Raw genomic sequence first — 15,332 nt, forward strand, 5'->3', positions numbered from 1 at the left:
CACCTTTTCGTTCTTCTGTAGGAGCGAGCTTGCTCGCGAAGAGGCCAGTACATCCGATAACGCTTGCACGACCCAACGACGGCATTCGCGGGCAAGCCTCGCTCCAACGGGCCTCGAACGAACCCACCACTTTCAAACGGAAAAAAAATGGACCTGACACCCCGCGAAAAAGACAAAATGCTGATTTTCACCGCCGGCCTGGTTGCTGAACGGCGCCTGGCCCGTGGCGTAAAGCTCAACTATCCGGAAGCCATGGCATATATCTCCGCCGCGCTGCTCGAAGGCGCGCGCGACGGCCAGACCGTGGCGGACCTGATGCACTACGGCACGACGCTGCTGACCCGCGAGCAAGTGATGGAAGGCATTCCCGAAATGATCCCGGAAATCCAGGTTGAAGCGACGTTTCCTGACGGCACAAAACTGGTGACTGTCCATCAACCGATTGCCTGATCCTTCAAGGCTTTGTGGAAGCGAACATGACTGATTTGATTCGAGACGCACTGGCAACCGATCTTCCCGGCATCCTGGCCATCTACAACGACGCGGTGCTCAACACCACGGCGATCTGGAATGAACAACCCGTGGACCTGGCCAACCGCCAGGCATGGTTCGATGCGCGCCGGGCCCAGGGTTATCCGATCCTGATCGCCGCCGACGCCAACCGCGAAGTGTTGGGCTACGCGGCCTTTGGAGACTGGCGCCCGTTTGAAGGCTTTCGCCATACGGTGGAACATTCGGTGTACGTCCGGGCCGACCAACGCGGCAACGGGCTCGGCCCGCTGCTGATGAAAGCCTTGATCGAGCGCGCGCAAGCCTGCAACAAACACGTAATGGTGGCCGCCATCGAAAGTGGCAATGCCGCCTCCGTGCGCCTGCATCAGCGACTAGGCTTCATCGTATCTGGCCATATGCCGCAAGTAGGCACCAAGTTCGGCCGTTGGCTCGACCTGACCTTCATGCAACTGGATATCACACCGGGTGCTTCGGCGCCCCCTTCCCAAGCCCCGACAATGCAGAACTAGAGAGGCGCTCATGAATCCGGCCCAGTTACGACGCGTCAACGCCGAAAGCTTTGCACACTACCGCCATGGTTTGGTCGAGTTGCTATTGGACGCGGTGAAAAACGGCGCGTCGGTGGGCTTCATGGCGGACCTGGACGTCGAGCAGGCCTATGCCTGGTGCGACGGTCTGAAAACCGATCTGGAACGCAACAGCCTGTTGCTCTGGGTGGTGGTTCAGGACGAAAGAGTCCTGGCCAGTGCGCAGTTGTCGTTGTGTCAGAAGCCCAACGGGCTGAACCGCGCCGAAGTGCAGAAACTGCTGGTGCTCAATGGTGCGCGACGGCGCGGGTTGGGACAGCAATTGATGCAGGCGGTGGAGAAAGCAGCCGTGCAGTATCAGCGCGGCCTGCTGCATCTGGACACGGAAGCCGGCTCGGCCGCCGAAGCGTTTTATCGTTCCCTGGGCTACGTCCGGGTCGGTGAATTACCCAATTACTGCCAAAGCCCGGACGGTCGTTACACGCCGACCGCCATCTATTTCAAGACTCTGGGACAACCTGCATGATTCCTGGCCAATATCAGATTCAACCCGGTGAGATCGAAATCAACGCCGGGCGCCGCACCCTCAGCCTGAACGTCGCCAACAGCGGCGACCGACCGATTCAGGTGGGCTCGCACTTTCACTTTTTCGAAACCAACGACGCCCTGACTTTCGACCGTGCCGCCAGCCGAGGCATGCGCCTGAACATCCCGGCGGGCACTGCCGTGCGCTTCGAACCGGGTCAGTCGCGAGACGTGGAACTTGTGGATCTGGCAGGCCATCGCCGGGTGTTCGGCTTTGCCGGGCGCGTGATGGGGGATCTTTGATTCCAGATAATGCCCTCTGTAGGAGTGAGCTTGCTCGCGATCGGGTGCGAAGCAGCCGCAACAGCAATGAACACAGCATCGCAGCGAAATCGTTGCGACCTTATCGCGCGCCAGCACACGCCTGAACAGATCGCGCTCAGACCTATTTTTGAATTCCAGGAACCGCTATGAAGATCAGCCGTGAAGCCTACGCCGACATGTTCGGCCCGACCGTTGGCGACCGCGTTCGGTTAGCCGATACCGAACTGTGGATCGAGGTGGAAAAAGACTTCACCACCTATGGTGAAGAAGTGAAGTTCGGCGGCGGCAAGGTCATTCGAGACGGCATGGGTCAGGGCCAACTGATGGCTGAAGACGTGGTCGACACGCTGATCACCAACGCGCTGATCGTCGATCACTGGGGCATCGTCAAGGCCGACGTCGGCATCAAGAATGGCCGGATCGCCGCCATCGGCAAAGCCGGCAACCCGGACATTCAACCCGATGTGACCATTGCCATCGGCGCTGCCACCGAAATCATCGCTGGCGAAGGCATGATTCTTACCGCTGGCGGGGTCGATACCCACATTCACTTCATCTGTCCGCAGCAAATCGAAGAAGCCCTGATGAGCGGCGTCACCACCATGATCGGCGGCGGCACCGGCCCGGCGACGGGCACCAATGCGACCACGGTCACCCCTGGCCCATGGCACCTGGCGCGCATGCTTCAGGCCGCCGATTCGTTCCCGATGAACATCGGTTTCACCGGCAAGGGCAACGTCAGCCTGCCAGGTCCATTGATCGAGCAGGTCAAGGCCGGAGCCATCGGCCTGAAGCTGCATGAAGACTGGGGCACCACGCCTGCGGCCATCGACAACTGCCTGAGTGTTGCCGATGATTACGACGTGCAGGTGGCCATTCACACCGACACGCTGAATGAGTCCGGCTTCGTCGAAACCACACTGGCGGCGTTCAAGAATCGCACGATCCACACGTACCACACCGAAGGCGCGGGCGGCGGCCACGCGCCGGACATCATCAAGGCGTGCGGCTTCCCCAACGTGCTGCCCAGCTCCACCAACCCGACCCGGCCGTTTACCCGCAATACCATCGACGAGCACCTGGACATGCTGATGGTCTGCCATCACCTGGACCCCAGCATTGCCGAAGACGTGGCCTTCGCCGAAAGCCGCATCCGCCGGGAAACCATTGCAGCCGAGGACATCCTTCACGACCTGGGCGCGTTCTCGATGCTCAGCTCCGACAGCCAGGCCATGGGCCGCGTCGGCGAAGTGATCATGCGCACCTGGCAAACCGCCGACAAAATGAAGAAACAACGCGGGCCGCTGCCAGGAGATGGCGAAGGCAACGACAATTTCCGCGCCAAGCGTTACATCGCCAAATACACCATCAACCCGGCGATCACCCATGGCATCAGCCATGAAGTGGGCTCCATTGAAGTGGGTAAATGGGCGGACCTGGTGCTGTGGCGTCCGGCCTTCTTCGGCGTAAAGCCGAGCCTGATCCTCAAGGGTGGCGCCATTGCCGCCAGCCTGATGGGCGATGCCAACGCCTCGATCCCGACGCCGCAACCGGTGCATTACCGTCCGATGTTCGCCAGCTACGGCAGCTCGTTGCACGCCACCAGCCTGACCTTCATCAGCCAGGCCGCATTCGACGCCGGCATTCCCGAATCACTGGGTTTGAAAAAGACCATCAGCGTGGTCAAGGGCTGCCGCAACGTGCAGAAGAAAGACCTGATTCACAACGATTACTTGCCGAACATCGACGTCGACCCGCAGACGTATCAGGTCAAGGCCGATGGCGTTTTACTCTGGTGCGAACCGGCGGACGTTCTGCCAATGGCGCAACGCTATTTTCTGTTTTAGAGCGAACAGGGGCTTCATGGCACAGGGCGCTTGCCCCCTTGGTCAAGGGGGCTGAGCTACAAAACGCCCGCGAGAAAGGTCTCATCGCTGTCGAGCAGCTTCAAAGCCTGCAGCGTGTCATTGATGGCATCGAACAAGCCGATGTCTTGGGCCGAACTGGTACCGTTGATGACGCGACGCAGCGACAGGTAAAACCCGAGTTTGCCGAAGGCGACGTCGTCGAATTTCGCGTTTTTGCTGCTGGTTATTCTTTGCGCTGCATGGTTTATCCGCTCTTCGATGAGCGCCTTGAATTCGGTTTCCAACATGATGAACCTCCCTGTCTGCGATCAAACGCCCTCAATAAACCTACAACTGCCCAAAGACTGCGTCTACCTGTCATAAATGACAGTGCCTTGTGGTCGGAACGAGAAACGGCTGTTTGTCGGCCCCGTCAAAGGCGGTAAGATGCGCGTCATCTCTTCTCACCGCTCCCGCAGCAAGGTACCCGGCCATGCGCCTTTCGGAATTCATCGTTGCTCATGTGGACCGCATCGTCGATGAGTGGGAGAGCTTCGCCAAAACCATCAAACCGGCCGCGGACTCAATGAGCAGCACGGAGCTGCGTGACCACGCCAAAGCGATTCTGCTGGGTGCCGCGCGCGACATGAATACCGCTCAGACCAAGAGTGAGCAGGCGGCGAAGGCCAAGGGCGAGGATCTGAAGAAAACCCCCAGCCTTGATGAAGCCGCCGCCAGTCACGGCGAATTGCGGCACATTGTCGGTTTTGATCTGGTGCAGATGACGTCTGAGTTTCGGCATTTACGCGCCAGCGTGATCCGGCTCTGGGTGGACAACCTGAAGACCCCGGACCTGGCGTATTTCACCGACATGATTCGCTTCAACGAAGCCATCGACGAAGCCCTGGCCGAATCTACCGCGGCCTATGCCGATCAGGTTACCCGCTCGCGAGACATTTTCCTGGCGATCCTGGGCCACGATCTGCGCGCCCCGCTGCAGGCCGTGAGCATGTCCACCGATCTGTTGGCGCTCAAGGCCAAACTGGACGAGCCTTGCCGCGCTCACCTGGCACGGATCAGGATGGGAACGCAGCATATGGGCTCGATGGTCAGCGACCTGCTGGAATTCGTGCGCAGCCGGCTCGGCGCCAGTCTGCCTGTGGAGCGCAAGCGCATGGATTTCGGGGAGGCCTGTCGCGAGGCCATCGACGAAGCCTCCGCCGGTCATCCCGGCACCTATCCGGTGTTGAGCGTGCAAGGTGATACCACCGGTATGTGGGATCGGGGTCGCATCAACCAGTTGCTGCAAAACCTGATTGGCAACGCCTTGCAGCACGGTGCGGCCAGCCGGGAAATCACCATCCGCATCACCGGCGAGGAAAACAACGTCGAACTGGTTGTGCACAACCTGGGCAACCCGATCGCAGAAGATGCCATCGGCAGTATTTTTGACCCGCTGGTGCGCAGCAACACCGCCGAACACCCCTCAAAAGGCCCCACGACCAGCCTCGGCCTCGGGTTGTTCATCGTCAAGGAAGTGGTCAACGCCCATGGCGGCAGCATCACCGTCACCTCCAATGTGAATGACGGGACGACGTTTACGGTGGTGTTGCCTAAAAGCGTGTGATGGATCGCGGGCTGCTTGAGAGCGGCCCGCCTAGTCCTGCAAAAACCGCCCTAACTGCTGCCGGAGCATGCGGTTTTCCGCACGTACATGCTCCAGTTCATCAAGCAGATTCAGCGCCAGCGCAACACCTTCCCACTCCAGTTCCAGCTCCCGCCGCAGCTTGACCGCGCGCCTGGCAACGAAAAGAGCCTGATCATCAAACACCCATTCATCAGGCTTTCGACCCTGAGGTTCGAGAATGCCGTGTTCGACGATTTCGATCACGTAGGCGGCCGGCATATTGGCCACCTGACAGAATTGCTTCATATCCAGTTCTACGATCAGGGTGTGGCTCATGATCACTTACTCCATTGGGCCCGAGGATCGAACGCCGCCTTATCGGCCAGCGCCTGCCAGAGTGCCTTGGTGGCCTCGTCGGTGGACGACGGCATGACGACCTTGATCTGGGCGTACAAATCACCGCGCTGCCCTTTCTTGTCCAACAGACCGTTGCCTTTGACACGCAACCGCTGACCGGTCTGGCTGTCAGGACGGATGGTCAGGTTGATCTTGCCCGTCAACGTCGGCACGGCAACCTTGGCACCCAGCGCGGCTTCCCAAGGGGCCAGCGGCACGGTGATAATCAGGTCATGGCCTTCCACATCGAATTGGGGATGCGGTGCCAGCCTGATAATCAGGTATAGATCACCATTCTCACCGCCTGCAACCCCGGGTGCGCCCTGCCCTTTGAGACGAATACGCTCGCCATCGACGACACCGGCCGGAATCTTCACGTTCAGGGTTTTGGTGATGTCCGCCATCCGCTGACCAGCGGGGTTGTACTGCGGCACCTTGAAGCTGACCTGCTTGGATTCGGTGGCCAGTGTTTCTTCCAGGAAAATCGCGAGTTCCATCTCCACATCCTGTCCTCGGCGGCCAGTGCTGCGCGCACGACCACCCTGCTGCGCACGACCACCAAAGATCGAACTGAAAAAATCGGAAAAATCGCCCATGTCCTCGCCGCCGAACCCACCGGCGCCCGCACCCGCGCCTGCACGGCTCTGCCAGCCAGGCGGCGGCTGAAACGGCCGGCCTTGCTGCCCGTATTTGCGCAGCTCGTCATATTCAGCGCGCTTCTCCGGGCTTTTCAGCACCTCGTAAGCTTCGTTGGCCTCTTTGAATTTCTCTTCGGCGCCCGCTTCTTTGCTGACGTCCGGGTGATACTTGCGCGCCAACTTGCGGTAGGAGGCTTTGATCGCCTTGTCATCCGCCGTCGGCTCCACGCCAAGAATCTTGTAATAGTCTTTGAAGTCCATCTAATGGTCGTCCCCTGTTATCCAGCGCTGCCAGGTGCACCTTATTTTGCGCACAGCATCCTCTCATTCGAGGCATCTGGATCAATTAACGTCTTGATATATCGGCCGCCGAACAGGATGACTTGAAACCTGAAACGTTCGAGGGCCCGTGTTGATAACAATTCCCTGAAGATTGGGGGCAAGCGGTCACAGTTCAAGTCGGTGCCCGCAGATAACTGAGCATAACCGACGTTTCGCGCTACGCATCCGCCGTACACTGACATACACTGCGCGGCCGTTTTTTGACTGGAACGTAAAAGACATGAATGACCAATCCCCAGCCCGTGCCTGTGGTATCGACTTTGGCACGTCCAATTCCACGGTCGGCTGGCTGCGACCGGGCATGGAATCGCTGATTGCGCTGGAGGACGACAAGATCACCCTGCCGTCGGTGGTGTTCTTCAACATGGAGGAGCGCCGCCCGGTGTATGGCCGCCTCGCGCTGCACGAGTACCTGGAAGGCTACGAAGGCCGCCTGATGCGCTCGCTCAAGAGCCTGCTGGGTTCCAAGCTGATCAAGCACGACACCAGCGTGCTGGGCACAGCCATGCCGTTCAAGGACCTTCTGGCGCTGTTCATTGGCGAGCTGAAAAAACGCGCCGAAACCACCGCTGGCCGTGAATTCGAGGAAGTCGTGCTGGGTCGCCCGGTGCATTTCGTCGATGACGACATAGGTGCCGACCAGGAAGCCGAAGACACGCTGGCCGAAGTCGCCCGCAAGATTGGCTTCAAGGAAGTCTCGTTCCAGTACGAACCGATTGCCGCCGCGTTTGACTACGAGTCCACCATTACCCGCGAAGAGCTGGTGCTGATCGTCGATATTGGCGGTGGTACATCCGACTTCTCGCTGGTGCGCCTGTCACCGGACCGCCGTTTCTACGATGATCGCCACGAAGACATCCTGGCCACCGGCGGCGTGCATATCGGCGGGACCGATTTCGACAAGCAACTGAGCATTCAGGGCGTCATGCCGCTGTTTGGCTATGGCAGCCGGATGAAAAGCCAGGCCTACATGCCCACCAGCCATCACATGAACCTGGCGACCTGGCACACCATCAACTCGGTCTACTCCCAGAAGTCTCAGTTGGCGCTGGGCAGCATGCGCTATGACATCGAAGACACCCAGGGCATCGATCGTCTGTTCAAGCTCATCGAACAGCGCGCAGGCCACTGGCTGGCCATGGAAGTGGAAGAAACCAAGATCCAGCTGACCCACACCGACAACCGCCATCTGGCGATGGACCGCATTGAGCCGGGCTTGAGCGTGGACCTGAGCCGGGTCATGTTCGAAGCGGCCATCGACTCGCAACTGGAACGCGTGCGCAACAGCGTTTCCGAACTGCTGACCAAGGCCGGAGCGCGCGTTGATCAGGTGGATACGGTGTTCTTCACCGGCGGCTCCAGCGGCATACCAGCGCTGCGCAACAGCATCTCGGCCATGCTGCCCAATGCGCGCCATGTAGAAGGCAACATCTTTGGCAGCATCGGCAGTGGCTTGGCGATTGAAGCGAAGAAGCGGTACGGCTAGAAGCTGAACTCCGTTGGAGCGAGGCTTGCCCTCGAAGGCAATGTTTCAGGTTCGAAAAAGCCGGTGAATGTACCGGCCTCTTCGCGGGCAAGCCTCGCTCCAACGATGTTAGTTGATCGTCAAACCAACCCTTCCTTCTGCAGCTCGCTCTTCAAATACGCGTAATAAATCGGTCCGGCCACCACGCCCGGCAAGCCGAACGCTGCTTCGAAAATCAGCATCGCCATGAGCAATTCCCACGACTTGGCATTGATCTGGCCACCGACGATGCGGGCGTTGAGGAAATACTCGACCTTGTGGATGACGATCAGATATCCCAGCGCGGTCAGCGCCACCCAAATCGACAGCGACATGCCGACGATGAAGATCAGCGTGTTGGATATCAGATTGCCCACCACCGGCAACAGGCCGAGCAGGAAGGTCAGGATGATCAGGGTTTTGGTCAGCGGCAGGTGAATGCCGCACAGTGGCAGGACCACCACCAGAAAGATCGAAGTGAACGCTGTATTGAGCAGGGAAATCTTGATCTGGGCGAAGACGATATTACGAAACGCGCGGCTCAGTTGGCTCAAGCGGTCAAACAGCGCTGCCGCCAACGGCTTGCGCTTGTGCACATCGGTGATCTGCTGCAAGGCGATGATCGCGCCCAGCACCATGCCGATCAGCAAGGTCACAAACATGTGCGCAGCGCCTTTGCCGACCATCTGCAATTCGCCCAGGTGCTTGTGTATCCACTCCCCCAAAGAAATCCGAAATTCCGCCGCACTGGCAGGCAGGTAGCTGTCGATAAAGGGCGGCAGCTGGCCACGCGCCCGCTCCACCAGCACCATGAACTTGTCCAGGGACGCCCCGGGATTTTCGGCCTCGTGCAGCAGGAAGCTGATCGCACCGGCAAAAATCAATGCCAGTACGCTGACCACCAGTGTGCCCAGCAACGCCACCGCGACCCAGCGCGCGCGCTCGCCGGCAATGAGCCGTTGCAGTTGAGGGGTGAGCATGTTGACCAGCTCGTAAACCAATAACCCGGCCAACAGACTCGGTAAGAGTTTGAACGGCAGCACCATCAGCAGGCCGCCGAATACCAGAACCCAGCTGGCCAACAAAACTTGTCGTGCAGAAAACGTTGGCATATAGCCTCAAAACGAGCAGCGCAAAGAGGGGGGCAGTCTGCCAGCGTTCCGAGTCCAGAACCAGTGATCCTGGGGCCGAACAGAGTGACGCTGTGATTGCGGCCGACAGCATAAGCCGCAACCTCAGGATTTATCGCATTTGATGGCGATTTTCAGTGCGAGGGGGCACAGGAAAATCATTTCTTCTTGAGACAGTCGCTCATGAAGGCTTTGCGCGCGTCGCCTTTAAGCGCCTGAGCGCTGGCCGTGGCGTTACAGGTTTTCATTTTTTCTTGCTGGGTAGCAGGCGGGGATGCCTTGAGGCATGAACTCATGAACGCTTTGCGCTCATCGCCCTTGAGCGACTGCGACGAGGCTTCGGCGTTGCAAGTGGTCATTTTGTTTTGCTGCGCCGTGGCGGCAAACCCTTGGGCACACATCAATAAACTTGCAAGCAGTAAGGGGACACGCAGATATTTCATTGATCTTCTCCCGGACCGGCGCACTGATGAGTACGACCTGCCTGGAAGTGTAGTCAAACGAAGGTGATTGCAGCGGTGTCTTGCGCAAGACAAGACACCGACGTGAATCAACTAGGAAGGGCTGGCCGCTTCGTCGTTCTCGACACTGTGAATCGATACGTCGGTGATGCCCATGGCATGGGGCATTCCGGTATAGGTTTCACTGATCTCATTCAGATCCTCGTCCAGGGAAACGTGGTGTTTCAGCGCCAGTTCCTGAACGACTTCAATGATCGGGACATCCAGATTCTCGATCACATCCACATGGTGCTCACCTGCCAGGGTGTATTCGATTTCATAGTGTTCTTTGTCGCTCATCGCATCACTCCATTGCCGACCACTTAGAGTCGGCAGACTACGAACCACGGCTCAAAACGAGCTAAAGACCGGCGGCTTTGAGGCGCGCGGCATGTTCAACAAACAACCCAACGGGATCAACACCCTTGCCAACCAGCCCGAAGGTCTGGTTGACGATGTCGAAATGGTCGAGAGGATAGTTATCCCCGATGACAGTCCCTAGGTGGGAACTGAAACGCCCGACCATGCCATCACATTGACCTCGCTCTTTTGTGAACGTGCGAGCGAATATTCGGCACGTGACGTTGGTGCCATCGAATCGATTACCGCCCTTGTCACTGAACCCGGCTTGCAAGGTCCCGGACCACGAGTAATAGCGCACGCCGTTGACCTGCTCCGGGCCCTGCCCGCCCCAGGTTTCAGGCAGGCCCTGGGGATACTGGCGGTTGAACAGCGCGACACCGTCGGACGTCAGCGAGTGATGCGCGGCATCGACATCCGTGGGGAAACGGGTGCCGCGATACCCGGTGTCCAGCACCGCCATGATCCACACCATCAGCCGTATCGCAACGTTGAGCAGCAGACCGCGCAGGGTACCGGCCGGAAAGTTCTTTTCCAGAGCGTCAGCCAGTTCAGAGCCGTGGTTCGGGCCTGCGACGGACGTCACCGAGGCGACCCATTCCGGGTGTTTGGCGGCGACATAGCGAATCGTCAACGAGCCCTGACTGTGGCCGAACAGATTAACCTTCTCGGCCCCGGTCTCCGCCAGAATCTCCTTGATGCGGTCGATCAACTGCTCGCCTCGAACCTCAGACGAGTTGACCGCCGAGACCATGACCGGAATCACCGTTGATCCATCACGACGCAACGCCTTCACGATTCCGTACCAATAGGGATAGAACACCAATCGCACGAAACCCAGCATACCGGGGACCAGCACCAGCGGATAACGCGTCGCCTGTTCTTGCGTCATGATTAAGCTCCCTGTGTAACTGTTGAATGCTTGAACCATAGCGGCAATTGACCAAAGAGCCGCTTCAGACTGTCGCCCCGGCATGATAACCAGGCGATTGCAGTGAGTAATGCCTGAAGGCCATCAAATAATCGAACTCTGGAGCACCTTGACGGCTCCAACCTGCATCGGGCCAACAATGGCTCTGTCATCTGGAGTGACTTTCATGTTCAAGAAGAGCCTGGCAGCAATGTTCGTACTGGCAGCAGTGACCGGTTGTGCTAACACGACGGTGCAGAATCCCGTGGATTTCATGACCTATCGTGACCAACCTCTGGTCAAGCAAGTCGAAAACGGCATGACTCAAACCCAGGTTCTGACCATTGGCGGCACGCCATCGAGTCGCGTGCAGCGCAAGGTTAAACCAGGCACCTGCAACAACTACGTGCTGAGCAAAGACGGACACGAGCAGGTGTTCCACGTGAGCTTCGATGCGAACGGCCGTGTGGATAACAAAGGTTTCATGACCTGCGAACAGCGAGAAGCCAACGAGCGCGCTCTGTAAGCCCGGTCAGCCTGAAACGAAAAAGCCCGAGGCCATTGGCCTCGGGCTTTTTCTTGCGTCGCGTTTGAGTGGGCGCTTAGAAAACCAGCTTGAACAGGGCGATGACCACGACCAGGCCGATCAAGAAGATGATGCCGATGGTGCTGCCTAGAAACTTGAGCATTGTGTATCTCCGGTGATTTTTCGTCTCAAGGTTGGGACCGCAGTGCGTCATGCTCGTTTCGTTGAGATGACTAATCTCCCGAATTGTTTTTGGGCATAAGGCTTTTTGCATGGCCCGCGACTCACATGGCGGACATCCTGAAAGACTTGTAAGCCAACGTCGGTACGCAACCCGGTCCCACCCTTTACTGCACCGTCTTCGGCGCCTTGCCTTCACGCATCTGCTGAAGCAGCCCCGCGCATTGGTTAGGTTCGTCGCCGCTGCTGGGCGCAATCAGCGCCAACAGACCCGCCGCAGGCCCTATCGCAGCACCCAGCAGCACCATCCCGGCGCCGCGCAGCAACAATGGCCCGGTCTCCACGCCAGCACGCGGATTGGCGAATGACCCGCGTACATAGAGTGGAGAGCGCAGCGACAGCACGCGAAAACCTTTGGATTCCGGCTTGATCGTCAGGTCCAGTTGCTCAGTCTTGAAGTTCGCGGTGCCATCGACATAGACCGTGGAGTTCACGGTATCGAACACGAACAGCCGCGTACTCAGCAGGCCGTCCTTGATGCCCATGTCCGACGCTGCACAGTTGATCTTCACGTCCTGGTCACCAAACAACTTGCCGATCACGTAATTACCCATGTTAAGCCCGGCGATTTCCATCAGGCTGCGGCTGATGGCACCGTCGTTGACCAGCATCTTCAGGTCACCGTTGGCACTTCCCAACAATGCCGCGACGGAATTGCCCCGCCCGCTGATGTCCGCATCCCCATTGAGCTCGCCGAAACTGGTTTTCATGGGTTCAAAGGTCGGGAACAGCTGCTTGAGCTTGAGGTGGCGCGCCGAGATTTTGGCCCGCCCTTGCAAGGGTTGGCCGCTGCCATCCAGACGCACATCAGCATCGAGTTTGCCGCCCGCCACACCGAAACGCAGGGGTTGCAGGCTGAGCTTGCCATCGTCCAGCACCACATGGGTGTACAGATCGGAGAAGGGCAAATCCGGGCTCTGTACGATTTTCTTGCCGGTCAGCTCCACGTCGGCGTCCATGGCGCGCCAGCGATCGGTCTGAAACCCTTCAACAGGCAGCACCTTGCCCGCAGGCTGCTTGCTGTCGCCCCCACGCTTTTTCTGCGCGGCGTTGGAATCAGCACCAATCAATGGCGCAAGGTCGCTGAACAAGAGCTGATTGGAGACCAGCGCGCCGGTCAGTTTCGGACGCGGCTGACCGTTGACGAAGCCCAGATCGCCATGGATATCGCTGTTGCCAATCTTGCCGTTGAAGCCTTCATAGCGAAAGGTTGCACCCGCCGGATCATGCAAGCGGGCAATCAGATGTCCGTCCGTGGAGTAGGCAGGCGAATCGGGCAAGGTCACGCCCGTCAGCGGATACAGGTTGCCCAGGCTACTGCCGGACAGTTTCAGCCGCAGGTCCAGCGCGCCCAGATTCTGCGGGTCCGTCAGCGTGCCGGCCACGGCGACGTGCGTGTCGCCTATCGTGACGTCGGCCTGCACCGGGAAAGGCTGCGCAGCATCCTTGAGCGCCAGCAGACCGCCCATTTTGCCGGTGCCATTGAGTTTCTGCCCGTGATACTGGCCTTTGTAGGTGAGGTCGAACGCATAATCCTGCGGGTTGATACCCTTGTCCCGGGCTTTTTTCGCCTCACCGCTGCCGACAATGTCGCTGAATGGAATGGGCTTGCCCAGGGGATCGATGACCACATCCAGCTGAGTTTTCAAGGTCTGATCGTTCAAGCTGACCAACCCCTTGTCGAACTTGATCGCGCCAATATCCAGTACCCAGTTCGACGGCTCGGCATCAGGGTCGGATTTGGGCAGGTCAAACGTCCAGTTGGCGCGGCCATCGGCCAGACGTTCGAGCTTCGCCTCTGGGCCGGTCAGGTCGATGCGTGAAATCACCACGTGCTGCAGGATCAACGGCAAGGGCGACAGGCGAAACTCGACGCGCTTGAGGGTGACCATTTGCGCGGTTTTCGACCACTCGGGATTACCCAGGCTCAACTCTTCTGCGACGAAATGCGGCCCGGGCACCCAGGCGCGCCAGCCACCCAGTTCCGGCTCACGCTGCCACGACACCGCCAGATTGCCGTTGATCGCGAACGGTCGGTGCAGCGCTTCGCTGACTTTTTCGTTGAGGGTCGGCTTGATCCGGTTCCAGTCGAAGGTGGCGATCACAATGACCAATACGGCCAGGACCAGTAACAGGACAGCACCGGTCCAGGCAAAAACTTTACGACTGCGCGTCATTGCACGACTCTCCAGATGACAACCACCCTTGCGGGCGCATTGCGTACGACTTTGCGTTTCGACTGATAAAAGTCGTGAGGGTTTGGTTGGCGCTCGAAATTACTGCCCATTATGAGCGGCAGGATTGCGCCACCATCATTTTTGCTGATTACCACCATTAGCCGTATGAAGTTCTTTCTGGACAGAGGGAGCGGCATATTAGCGCCGTACCCGACCCGAGACACACATCATGAAACGCCCACTGCTGCTCACCCTGACCTTTTCGCTCCTGACGGCCAATGCCTGGGCCATGCCCGTGGCCGAGCAACAACCGAGCGGCGAAGTGAAAATGGGGTCCGAGGCTGTGCACAAAACGCTGGCACAAGACGCTCGATCGCGTCTGAACCGGCAATATCTGCAGGTTGCCGAGCACGGCCCAGAGCGCCTGATCCAGCAATATCAGCGCGTTTGAAGGCTAAAAAAGAAGCGATCCTGGCTGCATTCGGCTCCACACGTCGTCAACGCATTTGGTAAAGTGCCGGACCGTCTCTTTTGCAGAATTCAGCCCGCACCATGTTGCCCCGCGCCGAACAGAAACAACAAACCCGACACGCCTTGCTGGACGCCGCGCGCAGCCTGATGGAAAGCGGGCGCGGCTTCGGCAGCCTGAGCCTCAGAGAAGTGGCGCGCACCGCCGGGATTGTACCCACCGGGTTCTATCGACACTTTGACGATATGGATCAACTGGGTCTGGCGTTGGTCAGCGAAGTCGGCCAGACCTTCCGGGAAACCATCCGCCTGGTGCGGCACAACGAAATGGTCATGGGCGGCATCATTGATGCCTCGGTGCGAATCTTTCTGGAAGTCGTGGCCGCCAAGCGTTCGCAGTTTCTATTCCTGGCACGGGAGCAATACGGCGGCTCGCAACGGGTTCGCCAGGCCTTGGGCGCACTGCGCGAAGGCATCAGCGCCGATCTCGCGGCGGACCTGGGCACCATGCGCAAATGGCAGCACCTGGACCCTGCCTCGTTGTCGGTGATTTCCGATCTGGTCGTCAAGAGCGTGTTCGCCATGCTCCCGGAACTCATCGACCCTCCAGCCGCTACCCTGGCACCCCACCTGACGCCACAAGCCAAGATTACCCAGCAACTGCGCTTCATTTTTATCGGGGCTCGGCATTGGAAAGGTCTGGGGAGTATGGAGTGACGAATTTCCGGGTACACCGCTTACCCCTATAGCAGCGCACCACCCTGACGCACAATTCCTC

General features: G+C 58.8%; 19 protein-coding genes. 10 read left to right on the forward strand and 9 right to left on the reverse strand.

Annotated elements, in window-relative coordinates; all coding sequences use genetic code 11:
• Positions 1-147 precede the first annotated feature (147 nt).
• The 5 genes from ACP7B0_RS18355 (at position 148) to ureC (ending at position 3,736) form a co-directional block, all read left to right on the forward strand.
• Positions 148-450, forward strand: a complete 303-nt coding sequence (locus tag ACP7B0_RS18355; RefSeq protein WP_027902525.1) for an urease subunit gamma — start codon at positions 148-150, stop codon at positions 448-450.
• Positions 451-476: 26 nt separating this feature from the next.
• On the forward strand, positions 477-1,022 hold the full coding sequence (locus tag ACP7B0_RS18360; protein ID WP_426142972.1) for a GNAT family N-acetyltransferase: 546 nt from the start codon (positions 477-479) through the stop codon (positions 1,020-1,022).
• A gap of 10 nt (positions 1,023-1,032) precedes the next feature.
• Entirely contained in the window at positions 1,033-1,566 is a 534-nt protein-coding gene (locus ACP7B0_RS18365; RefSeq protein WP_426142974.1) for a GNAT family N-acetyltransferase, read from the forward strand.
• Positions 1,563-1,868, forward strand: a complete 306-nt coding sequence (locus tag ACP7B0_RS18370) for an urease subunit beta (RefSeq protein ID WP_426142976.1) — start codon at positions 1,563-1,565, stop codon at positions 1,866-1,868. The genes ACP7B0_RS18365 and ACP7B0_RS18370 overlap by 4 nt, the downstream gene beginning before the upstream one ends.
• 167 nt (positions 1,869-2,035) lie before the next feature.
• Complete coding sequence (gene ureC, locus ACP7B0_RS18375) at positions 2,036-3,736, forward strand: urease subunit alpha (RefSeq protein ID WP_426142979.1); 1,701 nt, start codon at positions 2,036-2,038, stop codon at positions 3,734-3,736.
• Positions 3,737-3,792: 56 nt separating this feature from the next.
• On the opposite strand, the gene ACP7B0_RS18380 is transcribed toward ureC, so the two are convergent.
• A complete protein-coding gene (locus ACP7B0_RS18380; RefSeq protein ID WP_426142981.1) occupies positions 3,793-4,044 on the reverse strand; it encodes a hypothetical protein in 252 nt (83 codons plus the stop codon).
• Between the two features lie 185 nt (positions 4,045-4,229).
• Here ACP7B0_RS18380 and ACP7B0_RS18385 point away from each other — a divergent pair, with 185 nt between their 5' ends.
• The gene (locus ACP7B0_RS18385) at positions 4,230-5,363 is read left to right on the forward strand and encodes a sensor histidine kinase (RefSeq protein WP_426142983.1); all 1,134 of its coding nucleotides are present in this window, start codon (positions 4,230-4,232) and stop codon (positions 5,361-5,363) included.
• Positions 5,364-5,393: 30 nt separating this feature from the next.
• Here the strand turns inward: ACP7B0_RS18385 and ACP7B0_RS18390 are convergent, their stop codons facing one another.
• Both ACP7B0_RS18390 and cbpA read right to left on the reverse strand, forming a co-directional pair.
• Entirely contained in the window at positions 5,394-5,699 is a 306-nt protein-coding gene (locus tag ACP7B0_RS18390) for a chaperone modulator CbpM (protein ID WP_426142985.1), read from the reverse strand.
• A 2-nt stretch (positions 5,700-5,701) separates the two neighbouring features.
• Positions 5,702-6,658 carry a curved DNA-binding protein gene (cbpA, locus tag ACP7B0_RS18395; RefSeq protein ID WP_426142986.1) on the reverse strand — a complete coding sequence of 319 codons (957 nt, stop codon included), beginning with the start codon at positions 6,656-6,658 and terminating at the stop codon, positions 5,702-5,704.
• A gap of 301 nt (positions 6,659-6,959) precedes the next feature.
• Here cbpA and ACP7B0_RS18400 point away from each other — a divergent pair, with 301 nt between their 5' ends.
• A complete protein-coding gene (locus ACP7B0_RS18400; protein WP_426142987.1) occupies positions 6,960-8,225 on the forward strand; it encodes an Hsp70 family protein in 1,266 nt (421 codons plus the stop codon).
• A gap of 119 nt (positions 8,226-8,344) precedes the next feature.
• Here the strand turns inward: ACP7B0_RS18400 and ACP7B0_RS18405 are convergent, their stop codons facing one another.
• The 4 genes from ACP7B0_RS18405 to ACP7B0_RS18420 all read right to left on the reverse strand — a co-directional run bounded on the left by ACP7B0_RS18405 (position 8,345) and on the right by ACP7B0_RS18420 (position 11,125).
• Positions 8,345-9,355: an AI-2E family transporter gene (locus ACP7B0_RS18405; protein ID WP_426142988.1), complete on the reverse strand. Its 1,011-nt coding sequence runs from the start codon at positions 9,353-9,355 to the stop codon at positions 8,345-8,347.
• Positions 9,356-9,531: 176 nt separating this feature from the next.
• Positions 9,532-9,816: a PsiF family protein gene (locus tag ACP7B0_RS18410; protein WP_426142989.1), complete on the reverse strand. Its 285-nt coding sequence runs from the start codon at positions 9,814-9,816 to the stop codon at positions 9,532-9,534.
• 111 nt (positions 9,817-9,927) lie between these two features.
• Entirely contained in the window at positions 9,928-10,173 is a 246-nt protein-coding gene (locus ACP7B0_RS18415) for a hypothetical protein (RefSeq protein ID WP_426142991.1), read from the reverse strand.
• 61 nt (positions 10,174-10,234) lie between these two features.
• Positions 10,235-11,125 (reverse strand): esterase/lipase family protein, encoded by an 891-nt coding sequence (locus ACP7B0_RS18420; protein WP_426142992.1) that lies wholly within the window; start codon positions 11,123-11,125, stop codon positions 10,235-10,237.
• Between the two features lie 205 nt (positions 11,126-11,330).
• Here ACP7B0_RS18420 and osmE point away from each other — a divergent pair, with 205 nt between their 5' ends.
• The gene (osmE, locus tag ACP7B0_RS18425; protein WP_426142994.1) at positions 11,331-11,669 is read left to right on the forward strand and encodes an osmotically-inducible lipoprotein OsmE; all 339 of its coding nucleotides are present in this window, start codon (positions 11,331-11,333) and stop codon (positions 11,667-11,669) included.
• Between the two features lie 76 nt (positions 11,670-11,745).
• On the opposite strand, the gene ACP7B0_RS18430 is transcribed toward osmE, so the two are convergent.
• Entirely contained in the window at positions 11,746-11,883 is a 138-nt protein-coding gene (locus ACP7B0_RS18430; protein WP_426142995.1) for a hypothetical protein, read from the reverse strand.
• Between the two features lie 133 nt (positions 11,884-12,016).
• Positions 12,017-14,086, reverse strand: a complete 2,070-nt coding sequence (locus ACP7B0_RS18435; protein ID WP_426142996.1) for an AsmA family protein — start codon at positions 14,084-14,086, stop codon at positions 12,017-12,019.
• Positions 14,087-14,315: 229 nt separating this feature from the next.
• On the opposite strand from ACP7B0_RS18435, the gene ACP7B0_RS18440 reads away from it, so the two are divergent.
• Together ACP7B0_RS18440 and ACP7B0_RS18445 are read left to right on the forward strand one after the other, a co-directional pair.
• Complete coding sequence (locus tag ACP7B0_RS18440) at positions 14,316-14,537, forward strand: hypothetical protein (RefSeq protein ID WP_426142997.1); 222 nt, start codon at positions 14,316-14,318, stop codon at positions 14,535-14,537.
• Between the two features lie 101 nt (positions 14,538-14,638).
• Positions 14,639-15,271 carry a TetR family transcriptional regulator gene (locus ACP7B0_RS18445; RefSeq protein WP_426143098.1) on the forward strand — a complete coding sequence of 211 codons (633 nt, stop codon included), beginning with the start codon at positions 14,639-14,641 and terminating at the stop codon, positions 15,269-15,271.
• The last annotated feature ends 61 nt before the right edge of the window (positions 15,272-15,332 follow it).

It is taken from the genome of Pseudomonas sp. DWP3-1-2 (assembly GCF_049896285.1).
GTDB lineage: Bacteria > Pseudomonadota > Gammaproteobacteria > Pseudomonadales > Pseudomonadaceae > Aquipseudomonas.